At 59.6% G+C, this 26,423-nt stretch carries 23 protein-coding genes and 1 tRNA gene; 10 read left to right on the forward strand and 14 right to left on the reverse strand.

What is annotated here, in order from left to right:
- Positions 1–84: 84 nt before the first annotated feature.
- Positions 85–1,356, reverse strand: coding sequence for a DUF6538 domain-containing protein (locus ABLE86_RS20705; protein ID WP_348780886.1), 1,272 nt, complete (start codon positions 1,354–1,356; stop codon positions 85–87).
- A gap of 76 nt (positions 1,357–1,432) precedes the next feature.
- A tRNA-Arg gene (locus ABLE86_RS20710) sits at positions 1,433–1,509 on the reverse strand.
- Positions 1,510–1,825: 316 nt separating this feature from the next.
- Between ABLE86_RS20710 and ABLE86_RS20715 the strand changes: the two genes are divergently transcribed.
- The 3 genes from ABLE86_RS20715 to ABLE86_RS20725 are packed head-to-tail and all read left to right on the forward strand — an operon-like array spanning position 1,826 to position 8,028.
- Positions 1,826–3,376: a class I SAM-dependent DNA methyltransferase gene (locus ABLE86_RS20715; protein WP_348780887.1), complete on the forward strand. Its 1,551-nt coding sequence runs from the start codon at positions 1,826–1,828 to the stop codon at positions 3,374–3,376.
- Positions 3,373–4,545, forward strand: coding sequence for a restriction endonuclease subunit S (locus tag ABLE86_RS20720; protein WP_348780888.1), 1,173 nt, complete (start codon positions 3,373–3,375; stop codon positions 4,543–4,545). The genes ABLE86_RS20715 and ABLE86_RS20720 overlap by 4 nt, the downstream gene beginning before the upstream one ends.
- A 6-nt stretch (positions 4,546–4,551) precedes the next feature.
- Positions 4,552–8,028, forward strand: coding sequence for a DEAD/DEAH box helicase family protein (locus ABLE86_RS20725; RefSeq protein ID WP_348780889.1), 3,477 nt, complete (start codon positions 4,552–4,554; stop codon positions 8,026–8,028).
- A 955-nt stretch (positions 8,029–8,983) separates the two neighbouring features.
- On the opposite strand, the gene ABLE86_RS20730 is transcribed toward ABLE86_RS20725, so the two are convergent.
- The 3 genes from ABLE86_RS20730 to ABLE86_RS20740 all read right to left on the reverse strand — a co-directional run bounded on the left by ABLE86_RS20730 (position 8,984) and on the right by ABLE86_RS20740 (position 11,874).
- Positions 8,984–9,211, reverse strand: coding sequence for a hypothetical protein (locus ABLE86_RS20730; RefSeq protein ID WP_348780890.1), 228 nt, complete (start codon positions 9,209–9,211; stop codon positions 8,984–8,986).
- 819 nt (positions 9,212–10,030) lie between these two features.
- A complete protein-coding gene (locus ABLE86_RS20735; RefSeq protein WP_348780891.1) occupies positions 10,031–10,189 on the reverse strand; it encodes a hypothetical protein in 159 nt (52 codons plus the stop codon).
- A 698-nt stretch (positions 10,190–10,887) separates the two neighbouring features.
- Complete coding sequence (locus ABLE86_RS20740; RefSeq protein ID WP_348780892.1) at positions 10,888–11,874, reverse strand: site-specific integrase; 987 nt, start codon at positions 11,872–11,874, stop codon at positions 10,888–10,890.
- A 316-nt stretch (positions 11,875–12,190) separates the two neighbouring features.
- Here ABLE86_RS20740 and ABLE86_RS20745 point away from each other — a divergent pair, with 316 nt between their 5' ends.
- Together ABLE86_RS20745 and ABLE86_RS20750 are read left to right on the forward strand one after the other, a co-directional pair.
- Complete coding sequence (locus ABLE86_RS20745) at positions 12,191–12,907, forward strand: DUF4433 domain-containing protein (protein ID WP_348780893.1); 717 nt, start codon at positions 12,191–12,193, stop codon at positions 12,905–12,907.
- Positions 12,904–13,947 carry a macro domain-containing protein gene (locus ABLE86_RS20750; protein WP_348780894.1) on the forward strand — a complete coding sequence of 348 codons (1,044 nt, stop codon included), beginning with the start codon at positions 12,904–12,906 and terminating at the stop codon, positions 13,945–13,947. The genes ABLE86_RS20745 and ABLE86_RS20750 overlap by 4 nt, the downstream gene beginning before the upstream one ends.
- Before the next feature lie 306 nt (positions 13,948–14,253).
- Here the strand turns inward: ABLE86_RS20750 and ABLE86_RS20755 are convergent, their stop codons facing one another.
- A complete protein-coding gene (locus ABLE86_RS20755) occupies positions 14,254–15,057 on the reverse strand; it encodes a hypothetical protein (protein ID WP_348780895.1) in 804 nt (267 codons plus the stop codon).
- A 1,090-nt stretch (positions 15,058–16,147) separates the two neighbouring features.
- On the opposite strand from ABLE86_RS20755, the gene ABLE86_RS20760 reads away from it, so the two are divergent.
- Positions 16,148–16,903: an endonuclease NucS domain-containing protein gene (locus ABLE86_RS20760; protein WP_348780896.1), complete on the forward strand. Its 756-nt coding sequence runs from the start codon at positions 16,148–16,150 to the stop codon at positions 16,901–16,903.
- A gap of 316 nt (positions 16,904–17,219) precedes the next feature.
- On the opposite strand, the gene ABLE86_RS20765 is transcribed toward ABLE86_RS20760, so the two are convergent.
- Positions 17,220–17,825 (reverse strand): class I SAM-dependent methyltransferase, encoded by a 606-nt coding sequence (locus tag ABLE86_RS20765; RefSeq protein ID WP_348780897.1) that lies wholly within the window; start codon positions 17,823–17,825, stop codon positions 17,220–17,222.
- Positions 17,826–18,053: 228 nt separating this feature from the next.
- On the opposite strand from ABLE86_RS20765, the gene ABLE86_RS20770 reads away from it, so the two are divergent.
- The gene (locus tag ABLE86_RS20770) at positions 18,054–18,704 is read left to right on the forward strand and encodes a CPBP family glutamic-type intramembrane protease (protein ID WP_348780898.1); all 651 of its coding nucleotides are present in this window, start codon (positions 18,054–18,056) and stop codon (positions 18,702–18,704) included.
- A gap of 83 nt (positions 18,705–18,787) precedes the next feature.
- On the opposite strand, the gene ABLE86_RS20775 is transcribed toward ABLE86_RS20770, so the two are convergent.
- Positions 18,788–19,006: a hypothetical protein gene (locus ABLE86_RS20775; protein WP_348780899.1), complete on the reverse strand. Its 219-nt coding sequence runs from the start codon at positions 19,004–19,006 to the stop codon at positions 18,788–18,790.
- Between the two features lie 299 nt (positions 19,007–19,305).
- On the opposite strand from ABLE86_RS20775, the gene ABLE86_RS20780 reads away from it, so the two are divergent.
- Positions 19,306–20,229 (forward strand): hypothetical protein, encoded by a 924-nt coding sequence (locus tag ABLE86_RS20780; RefSeq protein ID WP_348780900.1) that lies wholly within the window; start codon positions 19,306–19,308, stop codon positions 20,227–20,229.
- Between the two features lie 51 nt (positions 20,230–20,280).
- On the opposite strand, the gene ABLE86_RS20785 is transcribed toward ABLE86_RS20780, so the two are convergent.
- Positions 20,281–20,814 (reverse strand): SRPBCC family protein, encoded by a 534-nt coding sequence (locus ABLE86_RS20785; protein WP_348780901.1) that lies wholly within the window; start codon positions 20,812–20,814, stop codon positions 20,281–20,283.
- Positions 20,811–21,179 (reverse strand): metalloregulator ArsR/SmtB family transcription factor, encoded by a 369-nt coding sequence (locus tag ABLE86_RS20790; protein ID WP_348780984.1) that lies wholly within the window; start codon positions 21,177–21,179, stop codon positions 20,811–20,813. Before ABLE86_RS20790 ends, ABLE86_RS20785 begins: the two co-directional genes overlap by 4 nt.
- Before the next feature lie 188 nt (positions 21,180–21,367).
- Between ABLE86_RS20790 and ABLE86_RS20795 the strand changes: the two genes are divergently transcribed.
- Together ABLE86_RS20795 and ABLE86_RS20800 are read left to right on the forward strand one after the other, a co-directional pair.
- Positions 21,368–21,955, forward strand: a complete 588-nt coding sequence (locus ABLE86_RS20795; RefSeq protein ID WP_348780902.1) for a YigZ family protein — start codon at positions 21,368–21,370, stop codon at positions 21,953–21,955.
- A gap of 89 nt (positions 21,956–22,044) precedes the next feature.
- Positions 22,045–22,377 carry a cytochrome c gene (locus ABLE86_RS20800; protein WP_348780903.1) on the forward strand — a complete coding sequence of 111 codons (333 nt, stop codon included), beginning with the start codon at positions 22,045–22,047 and terminating at the stop codon, positions 22,375–22,377.
- Positions 22,378–22,451: 74 nt separating this feature from the next.
- Here the strand turns inward: ABLE86_RS20800 and ABLE86_RS20805 are convergent, their stop codons facing one another.
- From ABLE86_RS20805 to ABLE86_RS20820, 4 genes are all read right to left on the reverse strand, one after another.
- Complete coding sequence (locus ABLE86_RS20805) at positions 22,452–23,081, reverse strand: 3-oxoacid CoA-transferase subunit B (RefSeq protein ID WP_348780904.1); 630 nt, start codon at positions 23,079–23,081, stop codon at positions 22,452–22,454.
- An 11-nt stretch (positions 23,082–23,092) separates the two neighbouring features.
- On the reverse strand, positions 23,093–23,788 hold the full coding sequence (locus ABLE86_RS20810) for a CoA transferase subunit A (RefSeq protein ID WP_348780905.1): 696 nt from the start codon (positions 23,786–23,788) through the stop codon (positions 23,093–23,095).
- A gap of 137 nt (positions 23,789–23,925) precedes the next feature.
- Positions 23,926–25,641, reverse strand: a complete 1,716-nt coding sequence (locus ABLE86_RS20815; RefSeq protein WP_348780906.1) for an FAD-dependent oxidoreductase — start codon at positions 25,639–25,641, stop codon at positions 23,926–23,928.
- Positions 25,631–26,419, reverse strand: a complete 789-nt coding sequence (locus ABLE86_RS20820) for an SDR family oxidoreductase (protein ID WP_348780907.1) — start codon at positions 26,417–26,419, stop codon at positions 25,631–25,633. The genes ABLE86_RS20815 and ABLE86_RS20820 overlap by 11 nt, the downstream gene beginning before the upstream one ends.
- Positions 26,420–26,423 lie beyond the last annotated feature (4 nt).

Below are 26,423 nucleotides of genomic sequence, written 5' to 3' on the forward strand. Positions count from 1 at the left end.
ATCGGGTAGACCACGGCCACGTTTTACAAACCCGCCCTCCGCGTAGTAACCCATTGATGTTGCTCATCGGAGGGCGGACAAGGACTAGCGGCGAGGACCCGATATGGATGTCGGGTGCGCCAATCTTCTCCTCAAATCGTCCTCAACCCTTTGATGCGCAAGCGTTTCTGACAATGCGTGATCAAATCCCTCGGAGTTGATCAGTACCACCTTTGCCAGCCATCGTTGTTTAACGTCGAGCGGGTAGCCTGTTCCATAGGCATGGCCGATGCCTTGGGTGGTCCAGCCACCAATGGCATCAACGATGTCAGCGGGGCATTCAACCGCGCGCAGGCGGTCTCGCATGCTGTGCCGAAATGAATGGATGACGCAGCCTTTCGGAAGGCGAACACGCAGCCATTTGTTGAGTGCGGCACTCGCGGAGTTCGCATTCGTGCCTTTCTTTGAGGCATAGCTGGGGAAGATGAACTCTCCCGCAACCGCGTCCAGTGCTCTTCTAGCCGCCCAGAGTGAGGCACCGACTAGAGGTACGGCCCTTACACTGGAGGGCGTTTTCAACGTCCGCCACGGGTGCGCCCGAACCTGGACGTAAGGGATATCGCCGTTGAGGTTGAAGTCACTTCGCACCAGACCAGCGGCCTCAGCGAGTCTCAAACCTGTGTCACTGATGAGGGCAATTAGCCAACGCCTATCATCGTCTGCCGAAATGCAAGCCCGTTGAATGGACAGGATATCGCCGTCGGGGATTGGTGGCCGAACCCTCCGTTCTCCGACCTCCGGGATAAAGGTACCCGAGAATGGGTTCGTACAATCGAGGCCATGTTCGGAGATGGCTATGTTGATTGCTGCTCGTACCGTGGCAAAGACCCGCTGAATGGACGACGTGGTTAGGCCCTTTCCGATTAGGTAATCACGGAAACGGCCTGCATCGGCTCGCCCGATAGCGGCAATGGAAGCGTTGCCCAAACATTCGAGAGCGTATCCAAGATTTCGGTCGGTATAGGCGCGGAACGCCTTTCCTTTCCCTCGGCCCTTTAGTCTCACGTAGATGTCATAGGCATCCGAAAGGCGGACCGCCGCTTGCGGCTCCTGGCGTTCATGCCCGGACTCGGGGGTGATTGGCGAGCCAGGGAGAACTCGCAGACCGAGCCTCTCGATAAGGGCTTGATTCCAGACGCTCTCCAAGAGCGCTGCCAGTTGATCCGCCGCTTTTTGCGCTTTGGCCGGGGAGCGGGTCCGCAAACAGACAACTACCCGAGTCTTATTGAACGATGGCTGGAGGGCCTTCGGAACGCGTCGGGAGAAATAATATACCCCCCGCTTCGTGAACAGGTATTTCGGATTTTGGTCTACCACGTGGTCTACCCATTTGATCACGCATTGTCAGAAACGCTTGCGCATCAAAGGGTTGAGGACGATTTGAGGAGAAGATTGGCGCACCCGACAGGATTCGAACCTGTGACCTCTGCCTTCGGAGGGCAGCGCTCTATCCAGCTGAGCTACGGGTGCCTGGCCGAAGCAAAGAATCGCCTCGACGGAAATCAGTCGCTGGCCGACCGATCCCGCGCTTCATAGCCGATGCTTCCGCTGGCATCAACGGGGAAATGGAGTTGCGCTGGCCTCCGAAGGCAGAGGTCACAGGTTCGAAACCTGTCGGGTGCGCGCCGTGACTGTGCCGGAGGGAGCCGTCCAGGGGCTGACCGGAGAATGCGCACTGTGCCGCCAGAGTGCCGAAAGCGAAAGCCACCATTCCTGCGCCCTTTGATCGGCTACATGTCTGTTTTACGGTCCGGCCGAACGAACAGTCCCGATTCGAGGAAAGTGCATGCTCACAGGTGAAATTCGCTCGAAGGTCGACCAGGTGTGGAACGCCTTCTGGGCCGGCGGGATCGCCAACCCCCTCGAGGTCATCGAGCAGATCACCTACCTGCTGTTTATGCGCGGCCTGGACGAGGCTCAGCAGCGCGAGGAGAACAAGGCCACCATGCTCGGTCGGCCGATCGAGCGGGTGATCTTCCCGGAGGGCGTCTACCGCCAGGACCGCGACGGCAAAGACGTGACCTATGGCGAACTGCGCTGGTCGAAGCTGAAGAACGCCGATCCGGGCCGCATGTTCACGCTGGTGTCGGACTTCGTCTTCCCGTTCCTGCGCGAGATGGCCGAAGAAGGCACCGCCCATTCCGAGCACATGAAGGGCGCGCGCTTCACCATCCCGACGCCCGGCCTGCTCGCCAAGGTGGTCGACATGCTGGCGGAGATCCCGCTGGAGGATCGCGATACCAAGGGCGACCTTTACGAATATATGCTCGGCAAGATCGCGTCTGCCGGCCAGAACGGCCAGTTCCGCACGCCGCGTCACATCATCAGGCTGATGGTGGAACTGATGAAGCCCACGCCGCAGGACGTGATCTGCGATCCGGCGAGTGGCACCTGCGGCTTCCTGGTCGCAGCCGGCGAGTATCTGCGGGACCACCACAAGGGACTGTTCCGCGATGCGGCGCTCAACCGGCACTTCCACGAGGGCATGTTTCACGGCTACGATTTCGACCAGACCATGCTGCGCATCGGCTCGATGAACATGCAGCTGCACGGCGTCGTGGGGGCCGAGATCCGCTACCGGGATTCGCTTGCCTCGGAACACTCCGACGACGCCGACAAATATTCGCTGATCCTCGCCAATCCGCCCTTCGCCGGCGCCCTCGACTACGAGACGACGGCGGCCGACCTGCTCGCCATCGTCAAGACGAAGAAGACCGAGCTGCTGTTCATGGCGCTGTTCCTGAAGCTGCTGAAGCCCGGCGGGCGCGCGGCGGTCATCGTGCCCGACGGCGTGTTGTTCGGCTCGTCGACGGCGCACAAGGCGATCCGCAAAATGCTGGTCGAGGACCACCGGCTCGACGCCATCGTCAAGCTGCCGTCCGGCGTGTTCAAGCCCTATGCCGGGGTGTCGACGGCGATCGTCTTCTTCACCAAGACCAATTCCGGCGGCACCGACCACGTCTGGTTCTACGACGTGCAGGCCGACGGCATGAGCCTGGACGACAAGCGCCAGATGCTGGTGGCGGAAGAAAAATTCGGGCCAACGCCGAAGGCGGCGCTGAGCGAAGACGAGCACGCGAAAAACAACCTGCCCGACGTCGTCGCCCGCTGGAAGCAGCGCGCCGGCAGCGAGCGCGACAACCCGCGCACCGGCCAGAGCTTTACGGTGACGCGCGAGGAGATCGCTGCGGCGGATTATGATCTATCGCTCAACCGCTACAAGGAAGTGGTGCACGAGGCGGCACAACACCGGCCGCCGCAGGAGATCATCGCCGAGCTGCTGAAGCTCGAGGACGAGATTGCAGAGGGGCTGAAGGAACTGGAGGCGATGCTGTGAGCTGGCCTCAGGTAAAGATTTCAGAAGTCACAGACATCGTTTCCGGTGCCACGCCCAAAACAGCCGTTTCGAGCTACTGGGGCGGGGATATCGCTTGGGCAACGCCTGCAGACCTATCCGATCTCGTTGGAACCTATATTAAGGATACTCCGCGCAAGATTACCGAGGCTGGCCTTCGTAGCTGCGCAGCCAGCGTATTGCCGGCCAACTCAGTGTTGTTCAGTTCCAGAGCCCCTATAGGTCATGTCGCAATCAACACCGTGCCCATGGCGACTAATCAGGGGTTCAAAAGCTTTGTGCCGGACAACAAAGTTCTAGATTCCAAGTTCCTTTTTTGGTGGCTTAAAGCCCATCGCGCACGGCTGGAGGCAATGGGCACCGGGGCTACCTTCAAGGAAGTTTCGAAAGCGACAGTTTCGCGTGTTGAAATCCCACTCCCGCCCCTCGACGAGCAGAAGCGGATTGCGGCGATCCTGGACAAGGCCGATCAGCTGCGCCAGAAGCGCCGCCAGGCCATCGCGCTGCTCGACACCCTAACCCAATCGATCTTTCTGGAGATGTTCGGGGATCCGGTGAGCAATCCGAAGGGGTGGCGACAGGCGACGTTAGGAGACGTCATATTTAAGGCGTCAGATGGTCCGCACGTTAGCCCGCAATATTGCGAAGATGGGATTCCATTTCTCTCGACACGGCACATCCAACGAGGTCGAGTCCTGTGGCAGGATCTAAAATATATCAGCGAAGAAGATGCTCGCGTGCACTGGCGCAAATGCAAGCCGGAGCGCGGGGATTTGCTTTATACGAAGGGAGGAACGACAGGAATTGCGGCGCATGTGAACTTCGATGAGGAGTTTGCGATCTGGGTTCATGTGGCGCTGTTGAAGACCCGGCACGAGGTAGTTTCGCCTAAGTGGCTTGAATGCATGTTGAACAGCAACTACTGCTATCAGCAATCGCAAGTCTACACCCATGGAATTGCAAATCGCGACCTAGGACTAAAGCGAATGGTGAAGATCAAGCTCTTCGTGCCACCTCTGAAAGAACAGGTCGCGTTTGTAGATCGATGTGGTGCTGTTGAACGTGTGATCGGACGGTCAAGACTTCAGTTCGATGAGGCGGACTCCCTCTTCGCCTCCCTTCAACACCGCGCCTTCACCGGCCAACTCTGAGGCTTCATGTCCAACTTCGCCTTCCTCGCCGCCGAATTTCCCGACATTTTCGACAGCGCGAAGCGGGCGGAGTCCTATGTTTCGGGCGACCCGCGCACGGCGGCCTTCCATGCCCGGCGCACGGTGGAGCTGGCCGTGCAATGGGCCTACCAGAACGACGGCGGGCTTCACTTTCCCTATGACGACAAGATCTCGGCGCTGATCCACGAGCCGAGCTTCGTCCGGCGCGCCGGCCAGGCGGTCTTCACCAAGGCCAGGCTGATCATCAAGATCGGCAATCGCGCCGTGCACGAGGCGAGGGAGACATCGGCGAAGGACGCGCATGAAGCGGTGCGCGAGCTTTTCCATCTCTGTTTCTGGCTGGCGCGCACCTATGCCAAAGCGCCGCCGCCGGAGGGGCTGGCCTTTGACGCAGAAAAACTCTCCCGCAGGGACGACCTGGTCAAAAAGGCCTTCACTGAGCTCACCCGCATGAAGGCGGAGATGGAGGCGAAGGACAGGGCCTTCGCCGAGCTCTTGCGCGCCAGGGGCGACCTCGACGCGGAACTCAAGGCCGCGCGCGCAGAGCGCGACCGCATCCGTCGCGAAAACGCAGCGCGTCCCGACACCCACGACTATTCAGAAGCCGAGACCCGCGACCTCTACATCGACCTGCTGCTCAAGGAAGCCGGCTGGCCGCTCGATCATGCGCGCGACCGCGAATATCCGGTCGAGGGCATGCCAAACAACGAGGGGACGGGCTTTGTCGACTACGTGCTGTGGGGGGACGACGGCAAGCCGCTGGCCGTCATCGAGGCCAAGCGCACGCGGCGTGATCCGCGCGCCGGCCAGCAGCAGGCAAAACTCTATGCCGATTGCCTGGAGAGAAAATTCGGGCAGCGGCCGGTGATCTTCACCACCAACGGCTACGACCACTGGATCTGGGACGATCTTGCCTATCCGCCGCGCGCAATCTCCGGCTTCTACAAGAAGGACGAGCTGCAGCTCCTGGTGCAGCGGCGCACGACGGCTAGGTCGCTTGCGGGCATCGCTCTCGATCGCAAGATTGTCGAGCGATACTATCAGGATCGGGCAATCGCCAAAACGAAGGACGCCTTCGAGGCGAAACGTCAGCGCAAGGCGCTGCTGGTCATGGCGACCGGCTCTGGCAAGACGCGCACGGTGATCGCGCTGGTCGACGTGCTGATGCGCGCCGGCTGGGTCAAGCGCGTGCTCTTCCTGGCCGACCGCGTGGCGCTGGTGAACCAGGCGGTGAAGGCGTTCAAGGCGCACCTGCCGGATTCCTCGCCGGTCAACCTGGTAACGGAGAAGGCGGGCCAGGGCCGGGTCTTCCTCTCCACCTATCCGACCATGATGAACTTGATCGACGAGCGCCAGAGCGGCGCGGCGCGCTTCGGTCCCGGCCATTTCGACCTGGTCATCATCGACGAGGCGCACCGCTCGGTCTACCAGCGCTATGGCGCGATCTTCGACTATTTCGACAGCCTCCTGGTGGGCCTGACCGCGACGCCCAAGGACGATATCGACCACAACACCTACGGCCTGTTCGACCTCGAGGACGGCGTGCCGACGGATGCCTATTCGCTCGACAAGGCGGTTGAGGACGAATATCTCGTGCCGCCGCATTCCGTCTCCGTGCCGCTGAAATTTGTCCGTCAAGGCATCCGTTACGACGAGCTCTCCGAGGCGGAGAAAGAGCAGTGGGACATGCTGGAGTGGGGCGAGGAGGACGGCGACCCGCCCGACAGCGTCGATGCCGAGGCGGTCAACAAGTGGCTGTTCAACTCCGATACCGTTGACAAGGTGCTGGCCCATGTGATGACCGAGGGGTTGAAGGTCGCTGGCGGCGATCGGATCGGCAAGACCATCATCTTCGCCAAGAACCAGGCTCATGCTGAATTCATCGAGCAGCGGTTCAACCTGGCCTATCCGCATCTCGCCGGCCATTTCGCCCGGGTCATCACCTTCAAGACGGAATATGCCCAGAGCCTGATCGACGATTTTTCGAAGAAGGACAGCGCCCCGCACATCGCCATCTCCGTCGACATGCTCGACACCGGCATCGACGTGCCGGAGGTGGTCAACCTCGTGCTGCTCAAGCTGATCCGCTCCAAGACCAAGTTCTGGCAGATCATCGGCCGCGGCACGCGGCTCTGCCCTGATCTCTTCGGCCCCGGCGAGGACAAGGAATTCTTCCGTGTCTTCGACTATTGCCAGAACCTCGAATTCTTCCGCCAGAACCCGAAGCCGGACGAGGGCAAGAACGCGAAGTCGCTGAGCGAGCGGCTGTTTGCCGCCCGCTTTGACCTTATCCGCGCCCTGGACGAGAAGCATCGGCTGGAGACGCCGCCGGGCGTCGCGGAGGATGGCGAGCCCTACGACGCCGGGCCGGAGGCGGCGCCCGACGAGAAGGCGATCCGTGCCGGGGCGCTGGATTTCCTCAAAACCTATGTCAGCACGATGAACCTCGACAACTTCATCGTTCGCGGCAAGCGCCAGCTGGTCGAGAAATACCAGGCGCCGGAGGTCTGGGGGACGCTCTCCGACGAGATGCGCGACGAGCTCGTCGACGAGGTGGCGCCTCTGCCGAATGAGATGAGATCCGAGCCGGAGGAGGCCAAGCGCTTCGACCTCTTGATGTTCAACCTGGAGCTGGCGCTGCTCAAGGGCCCAAAACGTTTTGACAGGCTGAAGAAGCAGCTTGTCGAGATCGCCTCGGCGCTGGACGAGCAGACTGCCATCCCAGCTATCGCCGCCCAACATGCGCTGATCCTCGATGTGCTCTCCGACGAGTGGTGGGAGGGCATCACCGTGCCGCTGCTCGAACTGGTGCGGCTACGGCTGCGTGGACTCATCCATCACATCGACAAGCGCCGGAAGGCGATCGTCTATACCAACTTCATCGACGAACTTGGCGACGCCAGCGAGCTCGATCTGCCGCAGGTCGGCGAGGTCGATTTCGCCCGCTTCAAGCGCAAGGCGCGTCACTTCCTGCGCGAGCACGAGGACCACATCGCCATCGCCAAGCTGCGCCATGGCAAGCCGCTCACGACAACCGACCTCGAGGAGCTGCAGACGATGCTGCTTTCCGCCGGCATCGGCGACGCCGCGCACATCGAGAAAGCGACCGAGCTCGCCCGCAGCTTCGGCACCTTCATCCGCTCGCTGGTCGGTCTGGATCGCCATGCCGTAGCGGAAGCCTTTGGCGAGTTCCTCGGCGACGGTGCGGCAACGGCGGAGCAGATCGAATTCATCGACATGGTGATCGAGCACCTGACCGAGAAGGGCACGATGGACCCCGGCCTGCTCTACGAAAGCCCCTTCATCGACATCGCGCCGACTGGACCCGAGCAGATACTCGGCGAGCACCGCGTGGTGCAGTTGGTGAAGAAGATACAGGCGATCAACGACAGCGCCGTGGCCGGAGGATCGCTCCTGGTTGACTCAGGGAAGTTCGCTGGCGAGCGCCAGCGTCGCCAATGAGGAAAAGTGCGTCCGGCGAGGGGACAACGCTGGTGAGCTCCCCCTGAGATCGGTCCGCGACTCAATCCGGCCGGCAGCAGTCGGCGGCCCTATCGCCGCGCCTGGCTGGTGCGGACCAATAATCACTACCTTTCGGGCTCGCCTTCGGCTTCCTTGCTCGGCTTCGCCTCGGTCGTCGCCTTCGCTCGCTCGGCCTGGTTGTGGGCTTTTGAGCAGTTGCTCCCCATAACCACCGGGAATGCTTCTATCCCCCTGTCCCTCCTCAAATGCGAGGAAGGACAGGGGGATTTTTGATTGAACACCGTTCAACGCTTCTTCACAGACCCTAGGCTTGTCGAGCCGATCAGGCGGAGTGCCTATACCTGATCATCAAGTCCGAATCCCTGGTTCCATAGAACCACACTCGGTTACGACGCGCACGACGCTGAAGCCATCCATGCGCTGTCCGGAAGGTTGTGGCATCACAGAGCCTTCCGTCTTTTTGGCGTCCTTTGATAGCAGGCGACAACCAAGAACGGGCGTCCAGGCATCTCTGCTTGGGGAGCGATCGTCTCGATCTTCCAGTCGGCTGCGGCTGCCTCATAGTCTGCCTGTGGGATAAGCAGGTGCCGTTGCGCGTTGTGGCCGCTATGTTCGCATTCCGGTGAGGAAGAGGCACGCCGTCTATCTGACAAGGATATCGACGTTTGCTTAGTAGGCGGGCGCTTGGTGCTGCCGTGAGGCGACAATCGGCTGAGGGAGCTTTACGCTTATTTAGCCGATCATCTAAAGCATAGTTAACGTCCATTGTATCGTCAACTACTATGAAGTTGTATCCCGTCAGCTGTTGCATGTTTGCAACGCATGTGGCGGTCGTGGCAGGTGCCTTCGGCGGGTCTATCTCCGCACAAGAAACTCCGGAACGGCGGTGTCCGGCACCAGATTTTTCTGCCTCCGCACGGCATAACAGGTCGATCTAGTCGACCAGCCCCTTCAGCACTGCGTCGGCGCTGAAGCGCAAGTTCTCGGCTGCTCCGCGGTCGAGTGGATGACAGATCGACATGAAGGTGATGCCCTCGGCTTGGCTGTTTGTCTCCAAAGAGGCCATCTTCTGACATTCCTTCATTGTCATGACGAAGGGCATAGCTATGACCTTCGGCTCTTCGTCCGGGAAGATCATCAGGCTGATTAGGATGGCGAACACGTTATACCTTTCTTTGCGGTATGATCAGGATCGATCACCCGCTGCTCATAGGATGGGGTTGTGGGCAGGCCAAGGAGCGGGGTTGATGCGTCGAGGCATGCTGGTGGGCCACCGCGCGAAAGACCATCCTGGCCGGCAGGTCGACTGCGAAGGTTTGTCAGGCGAGGCCGCGGCGCCGGATCAACTGGAGGAGACGCATGAAGCCTGTATGCTCTATTTGACTCACAGGAGCTCACTAGCGAGCATCGTTGAATTCTAGCAGTGTATGACGTGCCAATAGGCCACGCGCGCCAGCGAGTCTCCAAGTGCAGCGTAGAGCTTGCCAAGAGCGGGGCGAATTGGCCGACCATAGAAGAGAAGAAGGTGGTCAACCTGGTTCGCGAATCGAAGCTTCAACAAGTTCATCGAGAAGGATGACGAGCTAGATCGGCAGTTTGAACAGCGCCTGACGGAGAATGCCGAAAAGCAGAAGCGCGTCCGCGACCTGATCGACCAAAAGGTGGAGCAGAAAGACGGGGTTAAGAGCGTGGAGGTCCGCAGCCTAGTGCAGGCGCTTGAAGAGCTGCGGGGCGAAGTGCGGCCAATGTCCCAGATCCCGGGTGGTTTCTCTCATCAGTTTTTCGCGTGGGAGCAGATCTGCGCTGCTCAAAAGATAGCTAAGGTCGCCGGGGGAGCTGGCTTCATTAGCGCGGCTATATCCCCTGCTGGTAAAGCGGCCGTGGACTCGATCGAGAAGGTTCTCGCCAAAAAGACGGTCCCGTCGAGATCGGTTCTCTCTCAGTCTCGGAAGTAATTCCAGGCGCCCTACGGGGCGTCTTTTTATTTGCGCATCAAGCGCTCGGTCGGCAACTCGATATACCAGCAGTTGCCGACCGAATTCCTTCTCTCGTCGCGCGATGAAGCGTCATCAGCAACGCGACGATCGCCATGTCTGGCGACGTCTTCGGCCAGATCAAAAGACCAGACGGCGGCACTCATTAGTGAGTCTCTAGTGAGTCTCTCCGTCAATTTGGGATGATCTGCGGCGCATCGAGGCGCTCCGCTGAACGCCTGGTGGATCAGAACTGCGGAGCAAGCCAGCATTTTGCATCGGCGCTCTGGTGCGGCTGCATTCGCCCATGATGCTCGTTCCGTCTGCGGATGTGACCGCGGTGAAGGCGGGAGCGGATCTGTCAACCCGAATGACGCGCCGCTCGGCCAGATCCCTTCGCAGGCATCAGGCACCGAGGTGCCCCAGATGATGAATATCTATTTTGCTTGGCCGGCCCAGGACTTCCGTTATTCGGCTGGTCATTGATGACGCATGTGCCGGAATCTTAGAAACGTATCCCTTGATCGGGTGGTCAGATATCACGCGACAGACGGCACAGGCTTGTCGGCGCCGGCGAAGATGATGTTTCGGGGCGCCTCAGGCGATGGTTGACGAAGGTAGAATAAATTTTATGCGGCCTGCCAATGTCAACTACGTGTAACCTTTCCGTTGCGAACTCATCTTTTGAACTAGATGACTGAACGGTCGTGGTTTACATCCGTCAACAAAGATATGCAGAGCCACACTCCCGGTAATATGGGCGCATCCAGGGTAAAATGTGTCTGGCGCCAACAGGCATCCGGAACAAGGCTCGCGCCTTTTTCTAGGACTTCGAGCCCTCAGCCAGATCGTTATCTAGATGGGGCTAGCCCAGTCGGTTGACCAGGTCTTCGGCGCGCAGATGGCTATAGCGCTGCAGCATGCGTAACTCCTTGTGACCCGAGACGGTCGCCACTTCGATTACGTTCCAGCCCCTCTCCAGCAGGCGCGTCACGGCTTCATGTCTGAGATCATGAAAATGCAGATCGGAGGAACCCGCTCGGTCCCGTAGATGCAACCAGGCTTGTCCGACGGCGCTTTGGGTCGTGGCGATCACCTTTTCACCAGTGCTGGTCGCATTGAGCTCCTTCAGCACAGCAATCGCTCGACTGGACAGCGGCACGTCGCGAGCATCGCCGTTTTTCGTCAGTGGCAGGTGCGCGATGCGCTTTTCGAAATCGATGTTCGACCATGTGAGGCTGAGTAACTCGCCCTGTCGCATCGCGGTCTCAACGGCGAGAATAATCAGCGGGCGCATCCAGGGGGTTCGACCGCTGTCAGCGGCGTCGAGCAGCTTCTGCTCTTCACCAAGAGCCAGGCGGCGATCTCGTCCGCGCGGCGGCTTCGGTCTTCGTATCAACCGGCACGGGTTCTGCGCCAGGTGGACGCCCCATTCTTTTCGGGCAATGTCGATCGCGTGACCGAGCGAATTTAGCTCCCGGATGACTGTCGAGGACGCAACGACTGCTAGGCGCTCGTCCCGGTATTCAGCGACGTGCTGCGGCGTCAGCATTGCCAGCGTGCGGTGTGCGATCGAGCGTTTCATCATAGCCTTGATGCGATACGCCTCGCTCGACGCCGAGCGCTTCTGCGGCGTGATCTCGCGCAGGTAGCGCTCGAAAAGCTCTTTTATGGTCATCCGTTCAGCCAGGCGCGTGTCTGGCAGGTTGCCGCAGCGATCAAGCTCGGCTTCCAGATTGCGCGCCCACCGCTCAGCGTCGGCTTTTGAGTCAAAGCTCTTGGCACGCGGGGCGATTCCCTTACGTCTAACTTGGGCTTGCCATCTGCCCCGCAACCGGCGGATCGTCGCCATGAAGCACCTCCTTGTTATGTGCCTCATGGTGCGTAGGACGCCCCCGGAGGGGCGCCAAGGACGATTCCGGCGCCTGTGTGACCAGAGTGTGCCGCGAGCGTCTGGGGCGCTCTGCAGGGCTCTGTCGCTCGCTGGTGGACACCATTGGAATCAAGGACTTCCGGATCTCTCGAGAGGCGGGAGAGCGCTGCTTGATCTAGGCAGCTGTGGGCGCGTTGTCACTTCAGCTCTTGGCAGTGTTCCGAGAGCTATAGCAAGTTGCTAAGTGCTTACAACATCGTTCTAATGCAAGAGGGAGCTTGGGGGGGAATCGCGAGTGCCGGAGCGCTTCATTTTTAGGCAGGTCTATTTCGGTGACGTTTCCAGATTTGCCGCTGATGGCGAAATCCGAGCGAAGAACCATCCGACGGCGCAGCGATGTCATCAGACATCGTATCAGGCGATCGTCGACCGAAGGGGGACTAGCGAGTTTGGGATGCCATGCGGAGGCGTTGTCAATGACTATGTCCCATTTTATTTCTCGCCGATTACAGCTTTCACCTACACAATTTCCTGCGGCAATGTTCCGTTGATTGATCCGAAGGGGTGCAATCTAGGGCAGGCGTGCGAAGACGACCGAGTATTTTTGGTCGCTCGCCCGGCGAGGTTTGCAAGTAGCGGTTTGACTTATTGTTTTAGCAACTACGCGCTGAACTCTCAGGCGCCGATGCCGACGATTGAGAGCAATCTAGCGCGTCTTGATAGTCACGTTCATTGGAATGTTTTCGATGACGCCCCGCTGGCAGCTTCGATCCCTGAGATTGGTTACGGTGGGGTCTGCAAATATTTCAAGAACGCGGCAACGCCACCCGAGCGGCAAACGCGTAGTCAGAAACGTATGGCGGAGTTTTTGGTCCGTCATGCTGTTCCAATAGGCATAATTGAGTGCATAATTGCAAAGACCACCAATGTGAGAGATAACCTCACCGAGATGATCGCGGGGTCCGGCTGGAATGTCCCGATATATGTCAAACGCGGTTGCTACTTCCAATGACACTGATTTTTAAGAAGGGCGATATGTTCGCTGAGCCGGCCGAGGCGTTGGTCAATACGGTCAACTGCGTCGGTGTCATGGGTAAGGGGGTCGCGCTCGAAGCAAAGAGGCGGTGGCCTAAGAATTATTCGGCTTACAAGAAGGTCTGTGACGCAGGAAGGCTGAGGCCTGGTAAGTTATTTGTTTTCGATGCAAGTCAACTTCTTGATCAGCAAGGTCCTAGGTATGTGATCAATTTTCCAACTAAAGACCATTGGCGAGAAAAGTCAAAAATTTCCTATGTTGCTGATGGTCTTGATGCGCTAGTGGGTGCGATTCGTGAATATAAAATCTCGTCAGTAGTCATGCCGCCACTGGGATGCGGAAACGGCGGTCTCGATTGGGCTGTTGTCCGACCTCTGATCGAATTGAAGCTTGCGAAGCTTCATGATGTTGAAATTACCGTATTCCCTCCGGCCGGGACGAATGATGAACCTGAACATGTCGAGTTGCCCCTGAAGATGACTTACGGCCGAGCAATTTTGCTTAAGGCTCTAGGTGAACTTGAAAGGCCTTTTAATGGCGAGTTTGATCGTATCTCACTTCAAAAGATTGCCTATTTCCTGCAAGCTCTTGGTGTTCCCTTGAACTTGGCATTCTCACGCAACTTGCACGGCCCATATTCGGAGGCGTTGAGAAAGGCATATATTGTCCTGGAGAAGAATCGGCTGATCGATGGGTTTACCTCAGGTGATCGCCTTGCTCACGTTACCCCTGCGGGGTATGCAGCTGCTGACGAATTCCTCAGCAACTCACCTGATCATGACGGTCATAAGATCATAGACCGACTTGATAAGCTTGTGCAGGGCTATGAGAGTCCCTACGGACTAGAGCTATTGTCTTCAGTTCATTGGCTGGCCGCGCATGAGAATGCATATCCAGTCGAGAAAATCGTTATTGCGATGAAAACGTGGAGCGAAGACAAGCGAAATTCGTTCCCAGAAGCCTCTATTCGCGCAGCTTATGATCGTCTGGTCGTAGATGGTCTAATACCGAACTGATCCGTGCCCTATGACAAGCGGCTCTAAACTGTTGGCTTGATATTGTGGGGAGGCCGGGCTCCCGCTCGATAGTGAAAAAATTTGTAGGATATTCTCGCATTGCCGGGAGTGCATAACTCATCACCATTCAACCGAATCCCGACCCCCGACGATGGCCAATATCACGAAGAATACAAAAAGCCCGAACAATTCAACAAGCAGTGGTCTGCTCCTACGCGGGGTCGTAAGTGGAATATTTCAGTTCACGCTGGTTCAATTCCGCGGGAGAGCGTCACTCATCCGCGCTATTCAAAGTTTTGCAAACATCTACCATTGCCGCTCTAAGCGATCGCCGGCTATTCGAAGCTCCAGCAGCTGATCAACATTAGGATACATACCTGTAACAACACCTGCCAATGTAAAGGCACCGCGCACTGTTTCTGGATCAATCCGGGGCGGAATAGAGTTCGCAGTTCCCCTAGCGTAGGAAAACGCTTCACCTACGAGGCCGTAGACGACTGCCCATCCAATCGCATCAGATATCGCATCATGAGTGGCCGCCGTTAAGCCGGTTATGTGCGGAAGTATCACGCCGATCCCTACGGCTGCTTGACGCGCCTGCTGCACCTGAAAATGTTTGAGGATGTTGGCGAGCCGATCTTGAGAGACGCTATCAGCATGTTCGATACACTCCTTAAGGTCTGGAATAATCGAGTCGGGCAACGCCTGGAACGCCGTAGGGTGCGGGACGTGAAATCCTACCGGGGTGTGCCCCGGATGAAACCGAAGCATCAAGTTGTTCCTAGCCACAATCGACAATTCTGAAAGGATCGCCGGTAATATCGCGCGTGCGGCAACCAGTTTATTGTGACGGCGCTCATCTTCGATGTCGTTCGTCTGGCTGATTTGTGTGCGGTTACCACGAAGTGCAATGTAGGCTGCACCGATCGAAAACCCTGCAACGACAATACTTCCCACGAAGCCGACCCAAGCGTCACTCTTGAGGGGCCAATCGAGCATCATGAAGACAACCAAAAAAACTTCGGCTGCGCAGAAAGCACCTAGAGCGAAGCCATCAAGGAACGTAATCTGCTTAAGTCTATATTTTCTCAATGCGCCCCCTTCTGCCACGCGGCATCATGTATCGTAGCGTTCTAACGATGTTGACGCGCCCTTTAGTTCTTGTCGCGCCACCGCAATGAGAGGCGCCGTCCGCGCCAAAGCCTGCAACCTGACGTGCTGGGCAGATCAATGATTTGGGTGAAAGGCTGACCCCGTCGGCAAATTGTCAGATCGGTAACCGCAATGCCAGCCCGGAATGCATATCAGATACTGAGAATGCGTTCGTGATGACGAATTCGAGAATTCTCGCCTATGGGACTCCCAGTTTAGTCGACCGCCTGAGCGTTGAAATGTCTTGATCAAGAAACCCAAGGTTTCGCGGCCGTGCCGGAGACGGCCTGGGACTTGTCATCGTCGGATACAAGCCGGCGCAGCGCTGGCTTAAACACCGGCGAAGCCGGGTGTCCGTCGTCAGCGTTTTTGGGGCAATTCGGCGCGGTGTTTGCCTTCACGCAACGAAGCTGACCGGCATTCTGCGGATGTGTTCGCGGTGAAGGACGGGAGAGGATCTGTCGATCCGAATATCCGCCACTTGCTTCCGTCGCAATCTGGAGTGTGCGAGGGTGCTTATTGAATAGGGAGGGGCATGTATGTCATCGAACAGCTGCACGCAGAACACATTCCATTGGTGCGTTCTATCCGCGCTATCACTTCTGATCTTTAGCTCTGGCGCGCACGCGCAGACACCCAGCTCAAGCTCAAGTTATGGGACCATCTTCGGCCTAATAACAGTCGGCTTCTTGGCGCTACTATACTTCGCGCCATCAATCATCGCTTGGCGGCGCAACCATGAAAACAGATGGCTGATTCTCCTTCTTAACGTAGTGCTGGGTTGGACAGTGATAGGCTGGCTTGCAGTGCTATCCTTTGCCGTCCTCGCGATCCACATCACAAAGGAGGGCAAAATAGTGAACAAAGTCCGCACCTAAACTCGTTGCATTGTAGTTGGCACCGGAAGGCTGCTGACATGGCGCATCAGCCGGACCGCAAGCCGGGCTCTCCAGCTAACGCGCGCACAGAGGCTACTGATCGATCGGTCAGCTTAACACCAGCCTCTGCTTTTTATCCAAAGATTGCGGATCGCGGAGGAGGACGAACGATGGCGATCTATGACCAGCCGACGAAAACGTTGATGCGGGAATTCGTCAAGGACCTCCAACTCACCCCCGACCAGGTGTTCGACAAGAACACTGCGGTGAAGTGGTTCGCAAGCAAATACCCCAAGCTCAAACGCGGAACTGTAACAGCGCATGTCGAAGGAATGGCGGTAAACGCCTCTTCTCGCATCCACCATCCAGCTATCAGGCCCGGCTCAGGCTACGATCTATTTTTCAAAGTCGCACCTGGTCGCTTTCGATTGTGGAACGAAGAAAAGGACCCTGCCCCGATCTACCGCGATATGGCACCTGGAACCCAGCCCAGCATTGATGACGATGCTGAAGAAGTTGAGGTGGAGGCTTCTCGGGAGTTCGCCTACGAGCATAACCTGCGGGATTACCTCGCCAGGAATCTTCACCTTATCGAGCCCGGTCTGAAATTATATCGAGACGAGGGGTTCGAAGGCGTCGAATTCCCGGTCGGTGGCCGGTTTATCGACATTCTAGCGGTGGACTCGAAGGACAACTTCGTGGTCGTTGAGCTCAAAGTGTCACGGGGTTACGACCGAGTGGTCGGCCAGTTGCTCCGCTATATGGCGTGGGTCCAAAAGGAGCTCGCTAGTGAACCGAATTCAGTCAGAGGCGTCATCATCGCTAGCCAGATGACGGAAGATCTCCAACTAGCGGCCTCGCTAATGCCGAACGTGCAGCTGATGGAATATGAGCTGGCCCTAACTCTGCGTCCGGTAGTCAGCTGACGGGAGTGGCGGGATCGTGCCTTGGCGCTGGAGCGAACTGCACCGCGCGAACTGAAACCCTGGGCGGGTAAGGGTCTGCTTGTCAGCCCGGAAAGGCCCCGCGGACGCTTCGGAGGGCAGCGCTCTATCCAGCTGAGCTACGGGTGCCTGGCCGAAGCAAAGAATCGCCTCGACGGAAATCAGTCGCTGGCCGACCGATCCCGCGCTTCATAGCCGATGCTTCCGCTGGCATCAACGGGGAAATGGCGCTGCGCTGGCCTCCGAAGTGCAGCAATGGTCAACGATCGCCAGGATCCGCAACGGCTGGAGGGCCGGCCTACCGTTGACGTGCAAGCCAGACCGTATGTCCGCCGCAATCCGGATCTTCCGGGATGTAGGCCACGACATCGAAACCATTGCGGTCGAGTAGGAGGCGATACTCGTCGGGATCGAGGCTTGCGTGATAAAGCGGCTCCCCTTCGAACGCGCCGATTGCCTCTCCGAAGGCGGGGCCACTGGTGAACAACAGTAAGGCACCTCGCTCGGCATGGTCACGGAAGATTGGAAACATCGTTCGCTGATGCCGGGGCGGGAGGTGAAAGAAGCTGTCCCAGGCAATCAGCCCGCCGAATTCGCAGTCCAGCTTCAGCGAGCGCATATCCGCCACTTCCGCTGTCTCATCGGGCAGATTGCTCTGGAACAAGGCAATCATTTCCGGTGAGCTGTCCACGCCGTTGATCCGATACCCTCTGTCCACGAGATAGCGGGCTATGGGCTCGCCCGATCCGCAGCCAATGTCGAGCACCGTCGCGCCCGGCCGCAGCAGGTTCGCGAATCGCTCGATCCATGCGCGCTCACTGCCCAGCCTCGCACCGCGCGCGGCGGCCCACGCCTTGGCGTGACGCCGATAAAGGTCGACTATGCGATGGGCAGCGTTATTCATGGCCGTTGGCCTATCAACGGCACACCATGTCCGCAAGCGACGCGGAAATTGCGGAATTCGGCGAGCTTTGGTAGGCCGATTGAACCTGGGAATGATTGAGCGAGCTGGATGCCCCCGCAAGACGATCTTGGCACGAGACCTCTGCGCTATCCGATCGTAAGGACAAGCTGCGTCCTGATCGGACTGGGGGTGCCGGGCGTCTTGTCACTGCTGCTGGCGCTCCCGGAAATGGCTGGCGTTCCCCGCTGGGCCTTGCTGATCAATCCCGCGATTCTTCTGGTTGCAATGGCCTTCATCGGCAGCTGGGCTGCGCCACGTTGCGGCTTGCGCTCCTTGGTGGCGGATCGATTGGCGGGCGTCGGCGGCAGGGCCTCCGGTCGCGACCTGCTCGCAACGCTCGCCATCGGTGGGTTGCTGGGCGTGTTCGGCTCATTGCTGGACCAGATGACGGCGCCGCTTTGGCAGGGCTCGTCGACAATCCCGGCTCTGGGGTCGGCGTGGTCGCCGGCTGCACTGATCAGCGGTGTGCTTTACGGGGGCGTCGTGGAGGAAATCATGATGCGATGGGGCGTCATGAGCCTGGCCGTGTGGGCGATCTGGCGTCTGGCAGCCCGCTCGAGCCCGCTCCCGCCGCGTTGGGCTCTGGTCATTGGCGCCATTGCCTCCGCCGTTCTGTTTGCTGCCGGCCATTTGCCGGCAGCCGCGCTCGCCAGCGACCTGACTTTGCCTCTCGTTCTCAGGATCCTGGGGCTCAACGCCGTGGTCGGGCTCGTCTTTGCATTCCTGTTTGCAAGCCGGAACCTGGAAAGTGCAATCGGCGCCCATATGGGCTTCCACGTAGGTGTGGCTGCCGCGGCGCTCTTCGTCTCCATTCTCTAAGTCGCGTTCCGCTGGCCGCCGGTGCGTATTGCGCCCGCGGCACCCGTTCGTGAGCGGGATTACATCTGTGGTCGACAGTTCGCCTATTTGTTCCGGCGACGCCCGCGTGAACCTTGCCAGCCGGCAAGCATGTCAAAGGCTTCCAGCCCATCCGCTTCGCTATCAGCTTGCCTGATTTTTGTAGCTAGAAACAACGAGGTCGTCTTGGAGAACACCTTGTGCAGGTAGGAGTGCGCTGCTGAAGTGGTGTCTCCGTCTTCGACAGCCCCGAATGTTCGCGCTTGCTTCGCTACCCGTTGCATGTACTCTTCCCCTTGTTCTTTGCCGATTAATTCAGTTCTGGGCTGGCGGGAGACGACGGGTGTCGTCTTTCGTAGCTGTTCAGTACCTGGTGTGCCTCTTTGTTGACCTACCCAGATGATGGCCGCTGTCTTCAGCCGCAGTCCAAGACGGGTCAGTAAACTGGAGTGTTTTAAGAACAGTTTGAGACGGAAGGGGGTGGAAATGTCTGGAACATCCAGGAAGTTCTGCAGATAGCCGTTTCGTATGCTGGAGCGGTCGACGCAAGAGACTTCCCCAGCGCTATTTTCATGGAGGTCGGGTGGCCAACAACATAAGCCAAAAGCTGCGTCTCACCGCCGCCTTGCTCGGCGCGGTAACGCGAAAGGATCTGGCTGCCGCCTTTCGCCGGATCAATCCAGCCTCCGCCTTCGACGTCGATCGGGCCGACAAGTGGCTGCAGGGGCGCGCAAAGCCGCGCCAGCTCAGCGTCTACGATGATTGGATGAAACTGCTCGAACTGCAGCAGCCGTCGGATTGGATCGCCGACTGCGATCTTGAGGATTTCATCGAGCAAATCTGTATCCGCCACGATCGGGACCGCGCGCTACTGGAGCGCCGCGCCGCGGCATTCGGCAAGGCGCCGCTGATCGGGCAGGACGACAAGGGTGCAACGATTGCCGGCCTGTATGTCTGCTACTCGCATAGCTGGTCGCCCTACACCTCAGGGCGGATGATGCGCAGCACCCTGCTGATCGAGCAGGAAAACGGACCACCGCGGCTGACGGCGACATATACTGAACATCTACCCACTGTTCTGCTGCAGCTGAAAGGACAGGTCATCGTCACCAGGCGAAGCGTGTTCATCCATGTCGGCGGCGCAGCCGACGATGCCCATTTCTTTTTCTGTCTGTTTCCATTCTCGCCGCCTGGAAGTGTACTGGGCGGGTACATGACCGGAATTCCGATTTTCGGGCCGGAATCGCAGCCTTCGGTCACTCGCATGGTGTTGGTGCGTATCAAGGAGCCTGAGAACCAGTCGAGCATCGAAGGTGCCTATTTGGAGCCGGCAGCGACCGTCTCAGAGGACCTCAGGAACTTCCGTGTGAACCTCGACGACCCGGACGCGTCGAACGCTTACCTGAGCGCCTTCCTCAGTCCGGCAGCAGGCGGCACGGACAAGATCCCCAAGGACGATTTTCAGCGTCTGGTGGAGACGTTCGATCGCGCGTGGCTTCGGAATTGAGGTTTTGGGCCGCCCGCCCACCAGAGTGGGCGGCCAATGTCTAAGCGCTTGTCAGGCCGGTATGCGCCGGTCGTACTCCTTCTTGAGACGGCTCCAGCCGTCCCAGAACGGTTCCGGTTTCTTGCCTGCCGCGCGGGCGGCCAGAATGTCGAGGTGCATGTGCCAACCGGCGCCGACCATCAGCGTCGTTGTGCGGTCCGGCAGGCGGCGATGGATGACCGTAAGCAGGACTTCATTGCCCTCCGGGGTCAGCTCGAAGGAAACGTCGCCGCTGCCTTCCCAGGCGAAGGCGAGCTTGCGGGGCGGGTCGAGTTCGGTGATCCGGCTCTGCATCCGCTGCTCTTGCGCGAAGCCGGCCGGCCGATGGCCGGGCGGGTCGGTCAGCTCGTCATTTCGCCAGACGAGTTCAAAGGGAGCGCCGACTTTCATCTCCATCTGGCCTGCCGCCAGCCACTGGCGGCGCAGGTCGCTGTCGGTGAGATATGCCCAGACGCGCTCGATGGGGCCAGGCAGAAGCCGATGGATCTTCAACGTGGCAGGCTCGGTCAGCACGCCATAGGCTTCCAGGGTTGCAAGTTCCGTCATTGATCGTCTCCTTTGTCACGGGCGGGGGATACGGGTGGGGCCTCCTTGCGGAGGAGCTGTTCCAGCACATCCAGACGTTCTGTCCAGAAGCGCTCGTAAACGCCCAACCATTGATGGGCGGTGGCGAGCGGTCCGGGGTCGAGCCGGCACAGATGGGTGCGGCCGCGGATTTCGCGGCGGATCAGCCCTGCGTTTTCCAGGACCTTGATGTGCTTCGAGGCGGCGGCAAGCGAGATTTCGAAAGGTGCCGCAAGCTGGGTCACCGTTCTCTCGCGACCAGCGAGATCGCGAAGCATCCGCCGGCGCGTGGCGTCGCCAAGGGCGTGAAAGACGGAATCCAGCTGAGGTGCCTGTAATTCAACCATGCGGTTGAATATAAAAGTGCGCCTTCGAAAGTCAACCACTTGGTTGAATATGGACAAATACGAAGCGACATAGGTTGATTGGCGCCCCTTTCGCCGCAAGGCAGCAGCCGTTAAGGAGTGCTTCGTGAAGCTGAGCCCGACAACAAGCGCATGTCCGCTGGGGGCCTAACCTCCGGAGACCCCGGCAAATGTTCACTCTCGCGGATGTCCACACATTCAGCCAGGAGATCAAGAAGAGCCGGTTCCTGGCGGTCGCGGGACCTGCATCCAGCGAGGCCGCGGCGAAGGAATTCATCGCCTCGCACTCGGAAGCGAATGCAAACCACAATTGCTGGGCTTGGCGCATCGGGCAAAACTATCGTTTCAGTGATGACGGCGAACCTAGCGGCACGGCGGGCAAGCCGATCCTGCAGGCACTGGACGGTCAATCCCTCGACCATGTCGCCGTAGTGGTCATGCGCTGGTTCGGAGGCGTCTTGCTGGGCACCGGCGGTCTTGTCCGGGCCTATGGCGGCACGGCTGCCTCGTGCCTCCGGTCTGCCGAGAAAATGCCCATAGTGGCCACGATCGAGGCAACGGTCATCTGCGGCTTTGCCGACCTCGCGATAGTTCAGGCAAGACTTTCCTCGCTGCCGGGTATTCGAACCAACGCAGAGAGGTTCACCGCAACCGGCGCGGAGCTCGACCTGGCACTGCCCGAAGCCGACGTTTCCGCCATCATGCGGATGATCGCCGATCTGACCAGCGGTCGTGCCACGATCTCGTTGCCGAGTTGAGGCCAGCGGCGCCGAGCCTTGCCCAGTGGCATTGACTCGATGTCTTTGCCGGGCAATGCAATCGGGCCAGATCGATCAGAGGGGATGAAATGCGTGCTCTTCTTTTTTCCGGAGCCTTGTTTGCCGCCATGGCGTGTTCCGGTGCCGTTCAGGCCCAGGACGGCAGTTCCGACACCGTTGCCAGAGGAAAGGCGCTGGTCCTCAAATATTGTTCCGGGTGCCATGCGGTGGAACTCACCGGCGACAGCCCGCATCCCAAGGCGCCCCCGTTTCGCACGCTTTCCGAGCGGTTCCCGATCGATGCTCTGGAAGAGACGTTTATCGGCACCATCGACACGGGGCATCCGGGCATGCCCGTCTTCAAGGCGACGCAGGATCAGATCGATTCCATCATCGCCTACATTGCAACGGTGATGGAGTAGGCGCCGGTGCGCGCAATCAGGCTTCTGTAGCCGAGGCGAAACCGGTCCACCGCGCCTTGGCGCAGTTGCCGCCTTCAGTTGCAGATGGTGGCCGCGGTAGCGGCTCTCAGTTCCTGTTCGGAAACTCCATCCGCAAGCTCGATGATCTTCAAGCCGCCCTCGACGACATCGAGGACGCCGAGGTTGGTGATGATCCGGCTCACCACTCCCTTGCCCGTCAGTGGCAGGGTGCATTCCTTCAGGACCTTGGATTCGCCGGCCTTGTTGGTGTGCTCCATCACCACGACAACCCGCTTCACCCCGGCAACGAGATCCATCGCGCCGCCCATGCCCTTGACGAGCTTTCCAGGGATCATCCAGTTGGCCAAGTCTCCCTTTTCGGAAACCTCCATAGCGCCCAGGATCGCCATGGCGATCTTTCCGCCCCGGATCATCGCGAATGACTGCGCGCTGTCGAAATAGGCGGAATGCGGCAGCTCGGTCACCGTCTGCTTTCCGGCGTTGATCAGATCGGGGTCGACATTGTCTTCGGTAGGGAAGGGGCCGATGCCAAGCATCCCGTTTTCGGATTGCAGCGTGACGGTCATCCCTTCGGGAATGTAGTTGGCAACGAGGGTAGGGATGCCGATGCCAAGATTGACATACATTCCATCCTCGAGCTCCTTCGCAGCGCGTGCCGCCAGCTGATTACGGTCCCATGCCATGGTCTTACCTCTTAGGCTGCGCGAGTGGTGCGTTGTTCGATGCGTTTTTCGTGCTCGCCGGTGATCAGGCGGTGCACATAGATGCCGGGCAGGTGGATGTGGTCCGGGTCGATCGACCCCACCGGAACGATTTCTTCCACTTCGGCGACACAGATCTTGCCGCAGGTGGCTGCCGGAATGTTGAAGTTACGGGCGGTCTTGCGGAAAACAAGATTGCCGGACGTGTCGGCTTTCCACGCCTTGACGATTGCCAGGTCAATGACCAGGCCGGTCTCGAGGATGTAGGTTTCGCCGTTGAACTCCTTGTGCTCCTTGCCTTCGGCAATCATCGTGCCCACACCCGTCTTGGTATAGAAACCGGGGATGCCCGCGCCGCCGGCCCGCATCCGCTCGGCCAGGGTGCCCTGCGGGTTGAACTCCAGTTCCAGCTCGCCTGACAGATACTGGCGCATGAATTCCGCATTCTCGCCGACATAGGAAGAAATCATCTTCCTGATCTGACGTGTGTGCAGGAGGATGCCGAGGCCAAAGTCGTCCACGCCGCAATTGTTCGAGGCGATGGTGAGGTTCCTGGTGCCTGACTGCTTGAGCTGCTCGATCAGCAGTTCCGGAATGCCGCAGAGGCCGAAGCCGCCGACGGCCAGCGACATTCCGTCAAACAACACGCCGTCCAGCGCTTCGGCGGCGGAGTTGAATACCTTGTTCAAACGATATCTCCTTTATAGCCGCCCCATCCCGTTGTTCGCGGGATGGAACGTCTGGGATTGATGGACGCGAAAACTGAAGGTGCGGGCTGGCGGGCGCCGTGGCGTCGTGCCAGCTGGCGCCCTTTGCCGGGCGGTGGTCAGGCGGCAGCGGCCTTTGTGGCCGCGGTCTTGCCCACGACGTAGCCGAATGTCAGGGCAGGTCCCAGCGTGATGCCGGCGCCGGGATAGGCACCCGCCATGATCGAGTTCATGTCGTTGCCGCAGGCAAAGAGCCCCTCGATCACGTTACCATCGCGATCGCGCACCTGGCCCGATCCATTCACCGAGAGCCCCATCGTGGTGCCGATGTCGCCGGGGTAGATCTCGATGGCGTAGAGCGTACCCTCGAGCGGCTTCAGGCACTGGTTCGGCCTGTGGTCCGGGTCCCCGAGCGCCGTCTGATAGGCAGTCGTGCCCTTGCCGAAGTCCGGGTCGGTCCCTTGTGCCGCGAACTGGTTGAAGCGATTGATCGTCGCCGCCAGCGTTCCCCCGTCGATTCCGCATGTTGCGCCCAGATCCGCCGCGTTCGAGCCGCGCTTGAGATAGCCCGATTTAAGATGCGGACCGATCCGCCCCGGGAAGCACGGGACGGCCCCCAGCCCGTAACGGCGCAAGGCGGAGTGATCGCAGATCAGGAATGCCGATTTCCGGCCCTCGTCCAGCAGCTTCGCGATAAGGCCCTGCACGAAGTCGTGATAGCTTGCGGCCTCGTTGGTGAAGCGACGGCCATCGTGGCCAACCGCGATGATGCCTGGCTTTGCCCGATCCATGAACAGGTGCGGGAAGGGCCGGTGAGAGCCATCGGGCTGCGGGATCAATGAGATCGGCGCCCAGGAGGCGGCGTCCGAGTTGGTGTCAACGAAGGCAGCCCCGATCGCCTCGGCCGCGGATATCGCGCCACCAGTGCTTGCTGAGGGCGACATGCTGTAGTGGGGAAGACCACGGCGGACATGATCGAACGTTTCGGCCCGGCGCTTGGTGTCATGCGGAAAGCCACCACCGGCGAGAACCACCCCGTTGGTGACCGTGACCGTCCTCTCACCCTGCTTCGTACCCACGACAGCGGCCGTCACACGACCTGATGCGTCCCGCTCCAGCGAGATGAGTTCGTGTTCGGTCAGAAGCGGGATCTTCAGCGCGAACACCGTCTCGGCCAGACGGGCTGCGACGGCCGCGCCGAGGCTTAGCCGCGTATTGCGGCCGACCATGACCTTATCCTTGAAGTAGCGCAGAACCTGCTTGGTAGCATGCACGAACGAGGGCCACTGCCGCGTCATTCGCACAAAATGATAAAGGTCCATCCGGCCCAGTTGCATGCCGCCGAGAATAGTGAATTCCCTTATCGGCGGGCGCAAGCGGGCGAGGTCCTTCCCCAGCGCCTTGCCGTCATATTCCAGCGCATCCAACACGCGCCCCCCGAGCGCGGCGCCTTCCTCGTCAGGATGGTAATCAGGCGCGTAGGGGCGATGGGTCATCTTCAACGCGGTCTTCTCGTTGAAAAAGCCGATGGCCTCGGGACCGTTCTCAAGAAAGGCGTCAACCAGTTCGGCGTTGAAGCGGTTGCCGGTTTCGAGTTCGATATAGCGGCGGGCGGCCTTGGGATCGTCTTTCATGCCGGCCGCGCGCATGATCGGGTTGTCCGGTACCCAGATCGCGCCGCCCGACACCGCGGTCGAGCCGCCAAAATATTCGGCCTTTTCGATGACGACCGGTCTCAACCCGGCGTGGGCTGCGCTGATCGCAGCCGCGAGGCCCGCCGCTCCAGACCCAACGACCAGCAGATCGCAGCTTGCCGGAAGGGCTTCAGTCGACATGGAGCGGCTCCGGTCTGGGGAAGCGGCCAATCGTCCAGCCGCCGTCGACGGCGAGGACCTGCCCCGTGATGAAGGAGGATTCGTCGGAGGCGAGGAAGCGCACTGCCCGTGCCACGTCTTCCGGCTTGCCGACGCGCGGCAGCGGGCACTGTTCGATCATGATCTGGCGGCGCCAGGTTTCCGTCTTGATGCGTTCGGCGGTGAGCGGCGTTTCGATCAATCCGGGCGCCACGGCGTTGACGCGGATGCCTGAGGGACCGAAATCGGTGGCCATCTGGCGTGTCATGCCGATGACGGCCGCCTTCGACATCGAATAGCCTGCGCTGTTGAAGGCGCCGATCATTCCGAAGACCGAAGCCGTGTTCACGATGGCGCCGCCGCCCGACTTGATCATGCGCGCCACGCCCCAGCGCGACAGGCGGAAGACACCCAGGATGTTGATGTCGAAATAGCGCTGCAAATCCTCGTCGGAGGTGCCGATGGCATGGGCACCGCGCGCAACACCGGCGTTGTTGATCAGGATGTGGAGCGAAAGCCCGGCCCTTTCGAGGGCGGCGCCCACCAGATCCGGCAGGCCCGCATCGGTGACATCACCCTGAACCGGGATCACGCGGTCCGATTTCTCGGCGAGGGCTTTGATGCCGGCCGCTTCGCGATCGACGGCCACGACGGTGGCCCCTGCGGACAGGAAGGCATAGGCTATCGTCTCGCCAATACCCTGTCCGGCGCCGGTGATGACGGCGGTCTTGCCCTGAAGGCTTGCGATTGGAAGATCCATTTCC

This window comes from Mesorhizobium sp. KR2-14 (assembly GCF_040049255.1).
In the GTDB taxonomy this organism is placed as follows: Bacteria; Pseudomonadota; Alphaproteobacteria; order Rhizobiales; family Rhizobiaceae; genus Pseudaminobacter.